Source organism: Actinophytocola sp., assembly GCF_009379765.1.
In the GTDB taxonomy this organism is placed as follows: Bacteria; Actinomycetota; Actinomycetes; order Mycobacteriales; family Pseudonocardiaceae; genus Actinophytocola.
In genome coordinates this window covers 33833-47560 of record NZ_WHTD01000049.1, presented here as the reverse complement: position 1 = coordinate 47560, position 13728 = coordinate 33833, and the positions used below count along the sequence as shown (strand labels likewise).

Annotated in this window: 16 protein-coding genes and 2 pseudogenes; 10 read left to right on the top strand and 8 right to left on the bottom strand. The window is 71.0% G+C overall.

The genetic code is table 11. The features are described 5' to 3' along the window. Positions 1 to 613, bottom strand: a 613-nt coding sequence (locus GEV28_RS17030) for an alpha/beta hydrolase (RefSeq protein ID WP_291413055.1), incomplete at its 3' end; no start/stop codon positions are given. A gap of 412 nt (positions 614 to 1025) precedes the next feature. On the opposite strand from GEV28_RS17030, the gene GEV28_RS17025 reads away from it, so the two are divergent. Both GEV28_RS17025 and GEV28_RS17020 read left to right on the top strand, forming a co-directional pair. After that, the gene (locus tag GEV28_RS17025; RefSeq protein WP_291413054.1) at positions 1026 to 1670 is read left to right on the top strand and encodes a hypothetical protein; all 645 of its coding nucleotides are present in this window, start codon (positions 1026 to 1028) and stop codon (positions 1668 to 1670) included. 497 nt (positions 1671 to 2167) lie between these two features. Continuing rightward, positions 2168 to 2290: a hypothetical protein gene (locus GEV28_RS17020; protein WP_291413053.1), complete on the top strand. Its 123-nt coding sequence runs from the start codon at positions 2168 to 2170 to the stop codon at positions 2288 to 2290. Between the two features lie 20 nt (positions 2291 to 2310). Here GEV28_RS17020 and GEV28_RS17015 read toward each other — a convergent pair whose 3' ends face one another. From GEV28_RS17015 to GEV28_RS17000, 4 genes and pseudogenes are all read right to left on the bottom strand, one after another. Continuing rightward, positions 2311 to 2727 (bottom strand): MerR family DNA-binding protein, encoded by a 417-nt coding sequence (locus GEV28_RS17015; protein WP_291413052.1) that lies wholly within the window; start codon positions 2725 to 2727, stop codon positions 2311 to 2313. 34 nt (positions 2728 to 2761) lie between these two features. After that, on the bottom strand, positions 2762 to 4522 hold the full coding sequence (locus GEV28_RS17010) for an ABC transporter ATP-binding protein (RefSeq protein ID WP_291413051.1): 1761 nt from the start codon (positions 4520 to 4522) through the stop codon (positions 2762 to 2764). Then, complete coding sequence (gene lgt / locus GEV28_RS17005; RefSeq protein ID WP_291413056.1) at positions 4519 to 5388, bottom strand: prolipoprotein diacylglyceryl transferase; 870 nt, start codon at positions 5386 to 5388, stop codon at positions 4519 to 4521. The genes GEV28_RS17010 and lgt overlap by 4 nt, the downstream gene beginning before the upstream one ends. Positions 5389 to 5654: 266 nt before the next feature. Next, a pseudogene (locus GEV28_RS17000) lies at positions 5655 to 5846 on the bottom strand (ATP-binding cassette domain-containing protein); the annotation flags it as partial. 132 nt (positions 5847 to 5978) lie between these two features. On the opposite strand from GEV28_RS17000, the gene GEV28_RS16995 reads away from it, so the two are divergent. Continuing rightward, positions 5979 to 7133 carry a sensor histidine kinase gene (locus tag GEV28_RS16995; RefSeq protein WP_291413050.1) on the top strand — a complete coding sequence of 385 codons (1155 nt, stop codon included), beginning with the start codon at positions 5979 to 5981 and terminating at the stop codon, positions 7131 to 7133. Further along, the gene (locus tag GEV28_RS16990; protein WP_291413049.1) at positions 7130 to 7756 is read left to right on the top strand and encodes a response regulator transcription factor; all 627 of its coding nucleotides are present in this window, start codon (positions 7130 to 7132) and stop codon (positions 7754 to 7756) included. The genes GEV28_RS16995 and GEV28_RS16990 overlap by 4 nt, the downstream gene beginning before the upstream one ends. Positions 7757 to 7785: 29 nt before the next feature. Here the strand turns inward: GEV28_RS16990 and GEV28_RS16985 are convergent, their stop codons facing one another. Then, on the bottom strand, positions 7786 to 8361 hold the full coding sequence (locus tag GEV28_RS16985; protein WP_291413048.1) for a permease prefix domain 1-containing protein: 576 nt from the start codon (positions 8359 to 8361) through the stop codon (positions 7786 to 7788). Next, positions 8343 to 8696: a PadR family transcriptional regulator gene (locus tag GEV28_RS16980; RefSeq protein WP_291413047.1), complete on the bottom strand. Its 354-nt coding sequence runs from the start codon at positions 8694 to 8696 to the stop codon at positions 8343 to 8345. Before GEV28_RS16980 ends, GEV28_RS16985 begins: the two co-directional genes overlap by 19 nt. Before the next feature lie 63 nt (positions 8697 to 8759). Between GEV28_RS16980 and GEV28_RS16975 the strand changes: the two genes are divergently transcribed. Both GEV28_RS16975 and GEV28_RS16970 read left to right on the top strand, forming a co-directional pair. After that, a complete protein-coding gene (locus GEV28_RS16975; RefSeq protein WP_291413046.1) occupies positions 8760 to 9713 on the top strand; it encodes an ATP-binding cassette domain-containing protein in 954 nt (317 codons plus the stop codon). Next, positions 9710 to 10483: an ABC transporter permease gene (locus GEV28_RS16970; RefSeq protein ID WP_291413045.1), complete on the top strand. Its 774-nt coding sequence runs from the start codon at positions 9710 to 9712 to the stop codon at positions 10481 to 10483. Before GEV28_RS16975 ends, GEV28_RS16970 begins: the two co-directional genes overlap by 4 nt. A gap of 100 nt (positions 10484 to 10583) precedes the next feature. On the opposite strand, the pseudogene GEV28_RS16965 reads toward GEV28_RS16970, so the two are convergent. Next, positions 10584 to 10924: pseudogene (locus GEV28_RS16965) on the bottom strand (arsenic resistance protein); the annotation flags it as partial. Between the two features lie 20 nt (positions 10925 to 10944). Between GEV28_RS16965 and GEV28_RS16960 the strand changes: the two are divergent. From GEV28_RS16960 to GEV28_RS16945, 4 genes are all read left to right on the top strand, one after another. Continuing rightward, the gene (locus GEV28_RS16960) at positions 10945 to 11130 is read left to right on the top strand and encodes a hypothetical protein (RefSeq protein ID WP_291413044.1); all 186 of its coding nucleotides are present in this window, start codon (positions 10945 to 10947) and stop codon (positions 11128 to 11130) included. Between the two features lie 340 nt (positions 11131 to 11470). Further along, a complete protein-coding gene (locus tag GEV28_RS16955) occupies positions 11471 to 12280 on the top strand; it encodes an ArsR family transcriptional regulator (protein ID WP_291413043.1) in 810 nt (269 codons plus the stop codon). Continuing rightward, a complete protein-coding gene (locus GEV28_RS16950) occupies positions 12277 to 12690 on the top strand; it encodes a VOC family protein (protein ID WP_291413042.1) in 414 nt (137 codons plus the stop codon). Before GEV28_RS16955 ends, GEV28_RS16950 begins: the two co-directional genes overlap by 4 nt. 410 nt (positions 12691 to 13100) lie before the next feature. Next, positions 13101 to 13592, top strand: a complete 492-nt coding sequence (locus tag GEV28_RS16945; protein ID WP_291413041.1) for a cupin domain-containing protein — start codon at positions 13101 to 13103, stop codon at positions 13590 to 13592. Positions 13593 to 13728: the final 136 nt, after the last annotated feature.

Sequence of the window (13728 nt, the reverse complement as noted above, 5' to 3'; positions counted from 1 at the left end):
GTGCCAGTCGATGGGGTGGCAGGAACCGGTCATGTTCTCCGACCCCGACTACACACGGCCGCTCGGCGCGACGGGCCAGTAGTTCGGCGGACAGGGGCGGAGGGGCCAGAGTCGTGCGGCACCAGGTGGCCATGAGGGCCATCCACTCCACCTCGGTCTCGGGCGGGTCCGCGCCGGGGGCGACGAACAGCCGGAGCATGCGGCGGGTGTGTTCGGCTGTGGGACGCAGCAGCCAAACGGCCGAAGCCAGCGCCAGTTTCGGGTCCACTGTGAGACGGATGAAGCCGGCGGGTGAGACCAGCGCCCGCGCCGCGATTCGGGGCGAGTTGGCGGCCAGGGCCACGGCGGCGCCCAGTGAGTTGCCCACCAACACAACCCCGTCGGCATCCATAGCCGCCAGAATCTCATCCAGCGCTCGGCCGTACCAGGCCAGCCGGGCCCGGCGAGGCCGACGCGGATCGCTGAGTCCGGGCTGACCCGGCAGATCCACCACTGTGGTCGCCCAGTGGACCGACAGCGCCTGCAGCCACGGCAGAGCCACCACAGCGTTGAAGCCGGTCCCGGGCACCATGACGACCCGCGGCCGTCCAGTTCCGGCGGAGGTGAGTTCCACTCGGCCGACGCTGGTGTCCAAGGTCGCGTTGGTGAGTGGGAAGTCCGCTCGCGCCAAGGCTTCCGAACACCATTGCCGCACCGCGCGTTGACCACGTGGGTTCTTGTATACGGTCGGCACGGCGCCAGTGTGTCCGGCGGCTGGTGGTTCGTCCAACCCCGATCAACCAAGGCGGGTCATGCGACCTCCTCGATGGCGGCAGATGAAGCGGCAGGCGAGGTCTTGGACGTGAGGTCGACCGGCCGCTCAAGCAACTTGCCTTTGTGGAACGTGCGATGGCTTGCTCGACGTACACACCTCGTGGAACCCGCTTGGGACGCGGGAAACCGAGAAGTCCGGCCACGCGAGGATGCGCATGGTGGGAGGCGGCGAGCGTGTAATTGGGTCGACGCGCCGCCGTAGCGTGTAGGACATGGATCTCGGTCGTGTCTTCGCCGGCGTGCCCCGCGTCGGTGTGGTGGACGGTTGTACCTACTGCTATGCGCGGTCCGATCTGGAACTGCTCGGTGGCGACCCCGCGCTGGTGCCGGACGACCTGGTCGGGTCGTTCGCGCGTGAGGTCACCGACCACTGGTCTGAGGAGCAGTACGATTTGGTGTGGCGTGGACTCGCACCTCGGATCCTCGGCTTGTTGGAAGCCTTGCCCGATGAGCGCCTTTTGCATGGTCTGGTCTTCGCCCGCTTCTCCACGTGGCCGGACAAGGAGCAGGCGGCGGTGCGCGACACGCTGCGCGCGATGGTGGCGCGTGCCGTCACCGGCGGCATGAACCAGTACGACGTTGGGCAGTTGGTCTGCGCCGCTGCCCACGTCGACCGCGACCTGACGCCCTGGTTGAGCTATCTCGACACGCTGACCAGTGCCGATGCGGACGCGGGGATTGCACGTCTGGCGCGCTATTGGGCTGATGACCTCGCGGTTGGCGGTGAGCCGATGCTGTGGTGGTATCCCGAGGACGCGGCTGCACCGATCCGCGACTGGCTCCACTCGGATGCGTTGCACGAGCGTCTGTCCCGGATGGATGCTCGGGACGCTCTGATCGCCATCGCGCAGGTGTGACGTCAGCACTCGAGTGCGTTCACCGGGAGTCCGTTGCAAGCGGTCGCCTTGTATGAGGTGGACCGGGATGTTTGATGGTCGCGTCGGTGGTGTGTGGTGCCCATCAGCGATGTGCCCCCGTTGTGTGTTCCCGGAGTCGGCCGAGCAACAGCGAGTTCTGTTGGCGGAGTTGCTGCATTTCGGCGCGGAGCTCGGTGATAGTGGCGGTGAGTGCCGAGCGGGAGCAGCACCGTGACCACCTCCGGCGGGTCCGCCCGCTCGTAGCCGTCGGGGACGAAGTCGATCCGGATCGGGGTGCCGGTGGCCGCGCAGGTGTTCTCCCGCACCAGCGCCCCGGTCTCCGTCACCGGCTGATCTACAATGGACGCGAGCCGTTCGAGCCGAGCGGGACACTCCCCCAGTCTGGTGAGTCCGACCAGCCCGCTGACCAGCCGCACGAACGGCGTCTGCTCCATCACGTCCAGCCAGCCCCGGTCGAACTCGGCCAGGTCGGCGGCGTGGGTTTGGCCACCCACCCCGGCGGGCGGCTGTTCACCGTCGCCGAGTTCCACGAGTTCTGGCGCCGGGTCACGAACACCACCCTCGCCAAGGCCGGCGTCGTGCTCCCGACGGGCGCCTGAGCCGCCGACCGGCGCGATGGTCAACGCCGCGCACCGTCCGCCGCGTTGTCGAAGGTCGGGTCGAGGCTGTGCAGCAGCGGGCACTCCCGATCCGCGCGGGGCCGGGTGCAGGTGTCGCGGAGCCGGTGCAGCGAGTCGCGCATGGCGACCAGGCTGGCGATCTTGCCGTCCAGCTGGGTGATCTTCTCGCCGGCGAGGTCACGTGCCGCGTGGCAGCTGTCCGGGCCGCCCTCGGCGAGGTCGAGCAGCGCCTCGATCTCGGTGAGGGTGAACCCCAAGTCCTGAGGGCGCTTGACGAACCGCCCGATCCGCACCGCGTCCGCGGGACCGGAACAGCCGCAGCGGCGGCCGGGGTCGGGCAGCAACCCGCGACGCTCGTAGTACCGCAGCGTCTGCGTGTTCACCCCGGCCCGCCGCGCGACCTCCGCGGTAAGCATGCACCCACGGTAAACCCGGTACCCGGGTACCGCCTCAAGTCGTGAGGAGCTGGGTGGCGGCCAGCTCGGCGTAGAGGGGGTCGGTGGCGACGAGTTCGGTGTGGGTGCCGGTGGCGCGCACCCGGCCGGTGTCCATGACGACGATGCGGTCGGCCGCGGTGACGGTGGAGAGTCGGTGGGCGACGACGAGGACGGTGGTGGTGGTTGCCGCGTCGGCGATGGTCTCCCGCAGCGCGGCCTCGTTGACCGCGTCGAGTTGGGAGGTGACCTCGTCGAGCAGCAGCAGCCGCGGGCGGCGCAGCAGGGCGCGGGCGATGGCGACCCGTTGGCGTTCGCCGCCGGAGAGTTTGATGCCGCGGTGGCCGACCGGGGTGTCCAGGCCGTCGGGCAGCCGGGCGATCATACCGTCGAGGCGGGTGGTGGCCAGCGCGTCGCGCAGCTCGGTGTCGGTGGTGTGCGGGGCGGCGAAGAGGAGGTTGTCGCGCAGGGTGCCGGACAGCACGGGGGCGTCCTGCTCGACGTAGCCGATCGCGGCGCGGAGTTCGGCGAGCGGCCAGTCCCCGACGTCGACACCGTCGAGGCGCACGTGCCCGGAGTCCGCGTCGTAGAACCGCTCGATGAGCGAGAAGACGGTGGTCTTGCCCGCGCCGGACGGGCCGACGAACGCGGTCATACCGCCGGGCGGCACCGTGAAGGTGACGCCGTGGTGGACCTCGGGAAGCTCCGGGCGATACCGGAAGCGCACGTCGGTGAACGCGACCGACGCCGGGTCGGCGGCCTGCCCATTCACTGTCGCATGTGGACCAGGTGGACTCGCGGGTTCGGTGGGGAGGGTCTCGACCTCGCGGATGCGGGCGATCGCGGCGGCGCCGACCTGGTACTGGGCGGCCACGTGCGCGAGGTCCCGCATGGGTGGCATCAGGTAGTACAGGTAGAGCAGGAACGCGACGAGGGTGCCGACGTCGATGGCGCCGGAGACGACGCGGGCTCCGCCGAGGCCGAGTACCACGATGAAGGACAGCTGGATGGCGAGCCCGCCGGTGTTGCCGGCGACCGCCTGCCACACGGCGGCCCGCACGCCGCCTCGCCACGCCTGGAATGCCGCATCGTGCAGCCGGTCGCGTTCGCGGGCTTCGGCGCCGGAGGCCTTGACGGTGCGCAGGTTGCCCAGCGCGCGTTCCAGCGCGGCGCTCATCGTGCCGACGGACTCCTGGGCCTGCTTGGCGGCGCGGGAGATGCGCGGCACCACCACGCCGACCACCACCTGTGCCAGCACGAGCGCGGTGAGGGTGACCGCCAGCAGCAGCGGGTCGAGCAGGATCATCATCGTGACCGTGGCCAGCAGCGTCAGCGCGCCGGTGACCGCCGAGACCACCGACTGGGTACTCACCTCGCGCAGCAGCGTGGTGTCCGCGCTCACCCGGGACATCAGATCGCCCGGCTCGGTGGTGTCCAGCGCGGGCACGCGCAGCCACAGCAGCCGGTCGACCAGCCGCCGCCGGGCGACGAGCACGACCGACTCCGCGGTGCGCTCCAGCAGGAACGAACCGACCGCGCCGATGGCCGCGTTGGTCAGCACCAGCACCGTCATCAACCCCAGCAGGCCCACGACCGAGCCACCACCACCGCCGTCGCCGCCGAGCCTGCCGATCAGCTCACGCACCACCAGCGGCAGCGCCAACCCGGTCGCCGCGGTGGCCAGGCTCAACGCACCGCCGGCGACCAGAGCCCGACGGAACGGCCGGACATAGCCCAACAGCACCCGCCACGCCGGCTGCTCGATCGGCGTACTCACCGGTGGTCTCCAATCGGGACAGTGTCAGTCAGGCCAGGGCGTCGTCGGGTCGCCCACAGCCAGCCGATCGCGGTGAGGAAGACCAGCGCGGCGACCCAGTCGTTCCACCGTAGCCCGAGGATGTGGTGGGCCGGGTCGATCCGCAGCGCCTCGATCCCGGCGCGGCCGAGCGTGTAGAGGGCCACGTACAACGCGAAGACACGGCCGCCACCGAGCCGGAACCGGCGCTCGGCCAGCACCAGGACCACGGCCACGGCCACGGCGAGGTTCCACAGGGACTCGTAGAGGAACGTCGGGTGGTAGGTGGCGACCTCGGCGAGCCCGGCCGGGCGGTGGGCTCGGTCGATCTCCAACGCCCACGGCAGGCTGGTCGGCCGGCCGTAGAGCTCCTGGTTGAACCAGTTGCCCCACCGGCCGACAGCCTGGCCGAGCGCGATCCCCGGGGCGAGGGCATCGGCCATGGCCGGCAGTGCGATCCCGTGGCGGCGGCAGGCGATCCACGCGCCGAGCGCACCCATGGCGATCGCGCCCCAGATGCCGATGCCGCCGTCCCAGATCCGCACGGCGTCCAGCGGGTTGCGGCCCGGGCCGAAGTAGCGCTGCCAGTCGGTGGCCACGTGGTACAGGCGGGCGCCGACGATCCCGAACGGCACTGCCCACACCGCCACGTCCACAACGCCTCCAACGGTCCCTGGCCGGCCGCCGCGGGCGGCCCAGCGGCGGTTCCCGATCCAGACGGCGAGCAGGATGCCGGCCAGCAGGCACAGCGCGTAGGCGCGGACGGGGACCGGCCCGAGGTGCCAGACACCCTGAGTCGGGCTCGGAATCGACGCGAGGACCGACGCGGGGATCGCCATGGTGAGCATCACGCGTCGCGGTGGTGGAAGGTGATCGCGGCGGCTCCCAGCGCGGCGGCGACCCATGCGGCGAACACGGCGGTGGCGGGTCCGAGCGCGAGCGAGGAGTCGGCGGGGGTGAACATGGCCCAGCCGGGTTCCGGGGGCAGGTAGCGGGTGACGCGCTGCCAGCTGTCCGGCAGGAACTGGCCGACGATGGGCAGGCCGAGCAGGACGACGAGCAGGGTGGTGACCGCGCCGGCGGTGTACCGGACGAGCAGCCCGCAGCCGAGGCCGAGCAGCGCGGTGCCGGCGTCGGGCCGGTCCAGCCCGAGGACCATCCGCATGGTGGTGGACTTGCCGGCCCCGTTGGGTCCGAGGAAGCCGGTCGCCAGCCCGGGTTTGACATGGAAGCTCAACGAGTCGACCGCGACAATGGTCCGACTGCCGGATCCGTAGGTCTTGGTCAGGTCGGCGATCTCGATCACCGGTCGATCGTGGCCGGCGGCAGCGTCGGCGGCATCGACCGGCGGGCCGATCCCGGCGCGCCGTCCGGTGGATGCCGGGCTGGCCGGTTCACCGATCCCGGACTGCCGGGTGAGCGCCTATCGTGGGTGACCATGGCACCTGACCAGCCGTGGACCCGGCGGACGCTGGTGTGGCAGCACGCGCTGTTCGCCGTCGCCCTGGCGTTACCCACCCTCGGCGCGGTCCCCGCCGCCGGCCACCCGGCTGCCGGGCTGAGCGTCGTGGCGACGCTGGCCGCCTGGTACGGCTACTGGTTCGTCGTCCGCCGCGGCGCCGTCCCGCCGCACCTGGCCTACCTGATCGGCGCTGCTGCGCTGTGGGCGCTCGCGACGGCGGCGGACCCGGGGCTGCTCGGAGTCGGGGTGGCCGTGCTGGTCCCGTACTGCATCCACCGTCCACCGTGGGCGGCCACCGCGTTCCTCCTGCTGACCGCCGCATGGCTGGCGCACCGCGCGCTCACCGGCGGCGCGGTGACCGGATCCACCGTGCTGGCCTGCGGGCTGGGCGTGCTGGCCGCGGTCGCGGTGGTCGGCTACATCGCCACGCTCGACCGCGAAGGGCGACACCGCCAGCGGCTGCTGGACGAGCTGGCCGCCGCCCACGCCGAGCTCGCCGCCACCGAGCGGTGGGCCGGCACCCTGGCCGAGCGGCAGCGGCTGGCCCGCGACATCCACGACACGCTCACCCAGGGCTTCGCCAGCATCGCGCTCGTGCTCGACGCCGCGCGCGACGACCTGCCGACCGGCGGGCCGGCGGCCCGGCGGGTCGAGCAGGCGTTGCGCACCGCCCGGGAGAACCTGGTCGAGAGCCGCCGCCTGATCAACGCACTCCGACCCGCCCAACTGGACGGCGCCCGGCTGCCCTACGCGGTCCGGCAGCTCACCGACCGCCTGACCGAAGAGACCACTGTGGACGCCCATACCGTGATCACCGGCGACCCGGTGCCGCTCAGCGACACCGCCGAAACCCAGCTGCTGCGCGTGGTCCAGGAGGCCCTGACCAACGTGCGCCGGCACGCCGCCGCCACCGAGGTCACCGTCACGCTGTCCTATGTGGACGACATGCTCGTGATCGACGTGCAGGACGACGGCATCGGCATCCCCACTGGTATCGACGCGCCGGCCCACGGTGTCGGGCTGGCCGGGATGCGGGAACGGGTCGACAGCCTCGCCGGCACGCTGGCCGTGGAGAGCGCGCCCTGCGACGGCACCACGATCGCCCTGTCCGTACCGGTGGCCACCACATGATCACGATCCTGATCGTCGACGACCACCCGGTCGTCCGCGACGGCCTCGCCGCCGTCCTCGCCACCCAACCCGACCTCCAGGTGGTCGGTGCCGCCGGCACGAGCAGCGCCGCCCTACGCGAGGTCGCCGCCCAGCAACCCGACGTCGTGCTCATGGACCTGCAACTGCCCGACCTCGACGGCATCGCCACCACCGCGGCAATCCGGGAACACCACCCACGGACCCGAGTGGTGGTGCTGACCAGCTACGACACCGACGCCGACATCATCGCCGCGATCGAGGCCGGCGCAGTCGGCTACCTCCTCAAGGACGCCGACCGCGACCAGCTCTGCGCCGCGATCCGCGCCGCCTCGAACGGCACCTCCGCCCTCTCCCCCGCCGTCGCGGCCAAGGTGCTCAGCCGAATGCGCGGCGAGCACGGCCCCGCCCTGTCCAGCCGGGAGATCGAGGTCCTCACCGCGGCCGCCCGCGGCCAAGCCAACAAGCAGATCGCCAAGGCACTCCACGTCAGCGAGGCCACCGTGAAAACCCACCTGCTGCATATCTACACCAAACTCGGCGTCGAGGACCGCACCGCCGCCGTCGCCACCGCCCTCGACAAAGGAATCATCCGCCTCGGCTGACCCGATCCGGCCGCACAGCGCGGCGCCCGTCAGTTCGCCAGAACCTGCGGCATCGACCAGACCGTCAAGCCGATGCGCGCCAGGCTGGCCGGGATCGCGACGGCCATCGGCCAGACCAGCGCCGGTGCGGCGAACAGCACGGCGACCAGCATCGCGATGTCGACAAGGACGAGTCCGATCCCGCCCGGCAGGGCGAGCCGGGTGCGGTGGTAGTCGCGACGGCTGCCCGCTGCCACCGCCAGGGTCGCGACGACGCCGAGCAGCGCCAGCCCGAACAGGATTATGGCGGCGACCGGAATCGGCCAGCGCCAGGCGTGCCCGAGGAGCAGGGACGGTCCCCAGCAGGCGGCGAAGACCGGTCCGGTGGCCAGCAAGGTAACCGCAGTCCGGCGTCCGGGAGCCTGACGGGCGAAGCTGGCCACGATCTGGCCGGCATCGCCGAACTCAGCCACCGCCGCCTCGGCAGCCGCAGCCGGATCGAGACCGCGTGCGAGGTGCTGCTCGTAGGTCTCGATGAGGCCGTCGGCCAGCTCGTCCAACACCGCGGAGGGGAGCCCGCGGGCCAGCGCCACGAGGTGCTGTTCGATCAGGGCGTGGCCGGCCACGGCGCCCGCTCCAACAGCGAGGTGACGGCGCCGGCGAACTCGCGCCAGTTGGACCGCTCCCTGGTCAGCCGCTCCTGTCCGGTGGCGGTGAGCTGGTAGCTGCGCCGCCGCCGGCCGTCCACGACCGACCAGGCCCCGGTGATCAGCCCGGCACGCTCCAGCCGGTGCAGCGCCGGGTAGATCGTGCCGGTGGGCAGGTCGAACCGGCCGTCACTGCCGTTCCGGAGCGCCTCCTTCACCGCGTAACCGTGGCGCGGCCCGTCCGCCAACGTCGCCAGCAACAACACGTCGAGATGCCCCTTGAGAGCCTGCGCCGCCGCGTGCCTGGACGTCATGAGTAGCTATGCTACCGTAGCTGGATAAGTAGCAACGCTACCTATAGCGTTCGGAGGTTTGGCATGGATGAACGGCCGGCGATCGTCGCCGAAGGCCTGACCAAACGCTTCGGCGCGATCCACGCACTCGCGGGCGTGGACCTGGAGGCGCCGGCCGGCACGGTGCTCGGGCTGCTGGGTCCGAACGGCGCGGGAAAGACCACCATGGTGCGGATCCTGGCCACATTGCTGGCGCCGGACGCCGGGCGGGCATGGGTGGCCGGGCACGACGTGACGAGCCAGGCCGCCACGGTACGACGGTTGATGGGACTGTCCGGCCAGTACGCCGCGGTCGACGGCTACCTGACCGGCCGGGAGAACCTGCGGATGATCGGCCGGCTGTCGAGACTGGGCCGAGCCGCGGTCCGCCGCGCCGACGAGTTGCTGGAACTGTTCGAGCTCACGGCCGCCGGTGATCGAACGGTCCGCACCTACTCGGGTGGGATGCGCCGGCGGCTGGACGTCGCGGCCAGCCTGGTCGCCGCGCCGGCGGTGTTGTTCCTGGACGAACCGACGACCGGCCTCGACCCGCGCGGCCGATTCGGGCTGTGGCGGCTGCTCGAGGAGCTGACCGGTCAGGGCGCCACGCTGTTGCTGACCACGCAGTACCTCGAGGAGGCGGACCGGCTGGCAGACCGGATCGTCGTGCTGGACGCCGGCCGGGTCGTCGCCGCCGGCAGCGCCGAGGAGCTCAAGGCCCAGGTTGGTGGCGACCGCCTCGAACTGCACGCCGACCCCGGAGCGGATCCCGCCGCGTTGGCGAACGCCCTGGCCGGGTTGGGCAGTGGCGCGCCGGTCGTCGACCCCGAGACCGGCCAGGTGGTGCTGCCGGTCACCGACGGACCGGCGATCCTGCCGGAGGTAGCCGCGCGCCTGGCCGCTACCGGCCTGCGAGTGACCGACCTCGCCGTGCGAAGGCCGAGTCTCGACGACGTGTTCCTCACCCTGACCGGTCAACCGGCCGGGAGGTCGGCATGACCGCGCCGGGGCTCGTGTCCGACATCGGCACGGTCACCGGCCGCAACCTGCGCCGGTTGGTGCGGGTGCCGACCCTCATCGCGTTCGCCACCGTGCAGCCGGTGCTGTTCGTGCTGCTGTTCACCTACGCCTGGGGCGGCGCCGTCCACGCACCCGGCGTGGCGCACTACATCGACTACCTGCTGCCCGGGATCTTCGTGCTCGCCATCGCCTTCGGCGCCTCCCAGACTGCCGTCGCGACCGCCGACGACCTCACCACCGGCATGATCGACCGATTCCGCGCCCTGCCCATGGCCCGCTCCGCCGTCCTCGCCGGCCGCACAGCCGCCGACGCGATCCGCAACCTGTTCGTGCTCGCGTTGATGACCGGCGTCGGCTCACTAGTCGGGTTCCGCTTCCACGCCGGCCCGGGCGCCGCCCTGGCCGCGATCGGCCTGGCGCTGGCGATCGGGTTCGTGTTCTCCTGGATCTTCGCCCTCCTGGGACTGCTGGTGCGGGATCCCGAATCGGCCGGCCTCGGTGGGCTGCTCGCGGTCATCCCGCTCATCTTCACCAGCTCTACCTTCGTCCCGGTCGCCACCATGCCCGGCTGGCTCCAAGCCTTCGCGAAGATCAACCCGATCACCCTCACCGTGGACGCCCTGAGAGCGCTGTGCCTGGGCGGCCCCACCGCAACCCACGTGTGGCAGGCCCTCGCCGTGATCGCCGGCCTGTTGGCCGTCACCGTCCCCGCCGCGGTCCTGCGCTACCGGCGCACGACCGCCGCCTGACCCACCCAATCCCATAGCGGGTGGCGCGAGTCGCCGAAGGCGCACCGCGGGGCTCAGCGCCTCGGCCTGCGAATCGTCAGCGTTGGCGCTCGTGGCCGGTTCAGCGTGTCCCGCTGTCATCCTGACTCGCCCAGCGGCGGCGTAACGACAGGCTGACGTAGCCGAGCGCGACGAGGACCGGCACCTCGATGAGCGGGCCGACGACGCCGGCGAGGGCTTGGCCGGAGGTGCCGCCGAAGACGCCGATCGCGGGGGCGATGGCCAGCTCGAAGTTGTTGCCGGCGGCGGTGAACGCGAGGATGGTGGTGCGCGGGTAGCTCAGTCCGGAGGCGCGGCCGAGGGCGTAGGCACCGGCCCACATGATGGCGAAGTAGGCCAGCAGGCCGTACAGGTGATCGGCCCGACGCGGGGCAGGAAGGTGCCCTCGTACCAGGCGCGGCCCGATCCAACAGGTCGGAGCGATGACCGACGACCGCGTCGTGATCTATGAGGATCTCGAAGGCGAACCAGTGTCGCGTGATCCTGTTCCTTTGCGTCCGCTGTGGATCAACGTGGCTCCTGGCAAGGCGGCGGAAAGTCGCTCGTACTGGATGTACTTGGGCTTTTCTCCAACGCGGCCACGGGCCGCGTTGGCCGCAGCGGCGTAAAGGTTTCAGGGTCACGCGACACCAGACATCATCGGACTTGAGTACCTCGAATGCGTCATGTCAATCGCGTCCCCGGCTCCCAGTGCACTCGGCACGCGATATCTCTCGTGAGCGGATATCGCCGCCCGACAACGGCCAGGGCCTCGTCTCCCGCAGGTGCGGGAACCATCCGACAAGCTGTGCCCGCTCCCTCCGCGTTTGGTGCGCCCTACGCGCACTCGTGGTCTTGCGCCGATCGGTGTGTCCGGATTTCGATCGCCGGGCGCTCGGACCACGTCGCGGGCCGTGGTTGGGAGGCACCGCCAACCTCACCACCACGATGGTCCATCAAACGTGTTTGATGTATTCTTCGCTCGTGGTGCCCTCAGAGCAAGTCGCTGTGCCACCGGCGTTCGTCCGGCTGGCCGCCCACCCGCTGCGCTGGAACCTGCTGACCGCACTCGCCGACAGCGACTACCGGGTCCGCGAACTCGTCACCCGGGTGGGCCAGCCACAGAACCTGGTCTCCTACCACCTGCGGCTACTGCGCGGCGGCGGCCTGGTCACTGCCGCGCGTAGCAGCTTCGACGGCCGTGACAGCTACTATCACCTGGATCTGGAGCGCTGCGCGGCGGCGCTGGCCGAGGCCGGCGCCGCGCTGCACCCGACGCTGCACCGGGACGCCACATCACCGACCCTCCCGGTCGGCCACCAACGGCCCCGACGTATCGCTGTGCTGTTCGTGTGCACCGGCAACAGCGCCCGCTCACCCGTCGCCGAAGCGCTGTTGCGCCACCACACCGCCGGCCGGGTAACCGTGACAAGCGCCGGCAGCCGCCCCAAGCCCCAGCTGCACCCCCACGCCGTGCGGGTTCTGCGCGAGGAGTTCGGCATCGACATCGCCGGCCAAGACCCGCGGCACCTCGACACCCTCGCCCGCCGCCGGTTCGACCATGTGATCACGCTGTGCGACAAGGCCCGCGAAGCCTGCCCCGAGTTCCCCCACCATCCGCGGCGGATCCACTGGAGCATCCCAGACCCGGCTACCGCGAGCGACACCGACCAGGCCGGCTATTCCGCCTTCCATCGCGCCGCGGCCGACATCGACACCCGCGTTCGGCACCTGCTGCCCGTCCTCACCACCACCCACCGCCAAGGAGCTCAGCCGTGACCGCGCCCGACCAGTACGCCAGCGTCCGATACCTCGTCAACGACGTACAGGCAGCCATCGACTTCTACATCACCCACCTCGGCTTCACCCTGAACACCAGCGCCGCACCCGCCTTCGCCGACGTGGTACGCGGCCCGCTGCGGCTCCTGCTGTCGGGCCCCGCCAGCTCCGGCACCCGCGCCACCCCCGACGACGCCCGACGTGCCGTCCCCCGCAACCGCATCCACCTCGTCGTCGACGACCTGGACGCTGAGATCGCCCGGCTCCGCGACGCCGGTCTGTCCTTCCGCGGCGACGCGGTCGCCGGCCCCGGCGGGCGTCAGATCCTGCTCGCCGACCCCGCTGACAACCTGATCGAGCTGTTCCAACCCGCCCACCGGCCCAGCGCACCCACACCGGCCACAACCTGACCACCCGGAAGAACCCGCAAACATCCAGGAAGTCTCGCAGCGCTGGAGCCGGTGTATCGCGCTAGTCACCTGAAGGTTGTCCCGTCCGCGAGGACGACGGCCATCACACGCATCGACCAAACCCGTGGACAGTCCCAAGTGGACGATCGTCGGCAACGCCACGACCGCGGGCGTTCCGCACGTCGTCCACAAGTCGGTCCGCGGAGGCGAATGCACCGGCGGCGTTCCGGCACCTCGAAAGCAACCGTCGCGTCGAGGAGTACCTGGCCCCGGGTGACGTGCGATTCCACGGCCGTCCGCTCACCGTCGCAACGTCGGTCGGCTTGCTCGTTGCTGGAGCTACAGGTGTACGTCGCCACCGTCCAGCAACGGCTTGCGGCCCCGGCGGCCGCCTGTGATCGTGTGCGCCCATGAACGACGCTACCTACCGCCTGTCTCCGCAACAGACCCTCACAGTCAGGAGATCGAGCGCCGACACCGGGGGCGAGTTGCTCGAGGTCGAGGCGACGTGGGCTGGTGGCGGTCCGCTGCCACCCGCGCATTTCCACCCTGCCCAGGACGAGCACTTCGAGGTCGTCGACGGCCAACTGCGCGTACTCCTCGACGGCGAAGAACGCCTGCTAGGACCCGGTGACGTGCTGGACATCCCCCGCGGCACCGTGCACGCCATGACCGCAACGCACGACGGAGCACGCGCCATCTGGCAGACCCGCCCCGCAATGCACACAGAGCGGTTCTTCGCCGCCATGGACGCGGCGCACAACCGCGGCGGCTCGCTGCTCGACCTCGTCCCGGTAGCACGCACGCACGCCGCGGAGGTCCGTTTCACGAATCCGCCGCCGTGGATACAAGGACCGCTGTTCGCAGTCCTCAGCTTGACCGCGAGACTGCTGCGCCGCTGACGGATGGGCACTCTTCCGCGGAGCGGGACGCCACGACGGCATGCCGCGAGGATTACCGAACCATCCGCACGGACCTGAACATTCGCGACAGGGACGCTCGGGGACCGCGAGCCCCTGACCCGTCACTGGTTCGGCA

Excerpts from the sequence above, each read along its gene's own strand:
- GEV28_RS17025 (WP_291413054.1), top strand. The coding sequence starts at position 1,026 with ATGGATCTCGGTCGTGTCTTCGCCGGCGTGCCCCGCGTCGGTGTGGTG.
- GEV28_RS17015 (WP_291413052.1), bottom strand. The coding sequence starts at position 2,727 with ATGCTTACCGCGGAGGTCGCGCGGCGGGCCGGGGTGAACACGCAGACG.
- lgt (WP_291413056.1), bottom strand. The coding sequence starts at position 5,388 with ATGCTCACCATGGCGATCCCCGCGTCGGTCCTCGCGTCGATTCCGAGC.
- GEV28_RS16995 (WP_291413050.1), top strand. The coding sequence starts at position 5,979 with ATGGCACCTGACCAGCCGTGGACCCGGCGGACGCTGGTGTGGCAGCAC.
- GEV28_RS16990 (WP_291413049.1), top strand. The coding sequence starts at position 7,130 with ATGATCACGATCCTGATCGTCGACGACCACCCGGTCGTCCGCGACGGC.
- GEV28_RS16980 (WP_291413047.1), bottom strand. The coding sequence starts at position 8,696 with ATGACGTCCAGGCACGCGGCGGCGCAGGCTCTCAAGGGGCATCTCGAC.
- GEV28_RS16975 (WP_291413046.1), top strand. The coding sequence starts at position 8,760 with ATGGATGAACGGCCGGCGATCGTCGCCGAAGGCCTGACCAAACGCTTC.
- GEV28_RS16970 (WP_291413045.1), top strand. The coding sequence starts at position 9,710 with ATGACCGCGCCGGGGCTCGTGTCCGACATCGGCACGGTCACCGGCCGC.
- GEV28_RS16960 (WP_291413044.1), top strand. The coding sequence starts at position 10,945 with ATGACCGACGACCGCGTCGTGATCTATGAGGATCTCGAAGGCGAACCA.
- GEV28_RS16955 (WP_291413043.1), top strand. The coding sequence starts at position 11,471 with ATGTATTCTTCGCTCGTGGTGCCCTCAGAGCAAGTCGCTGTGCCACCG.
- GEV28_RS16945 (WP_291413041.1), top strand. The coding sequence starts at position 13,101 with ATGAACGACGCTACCTACCGCCTGTCTCCGCAACAGACCCTCACAGTC.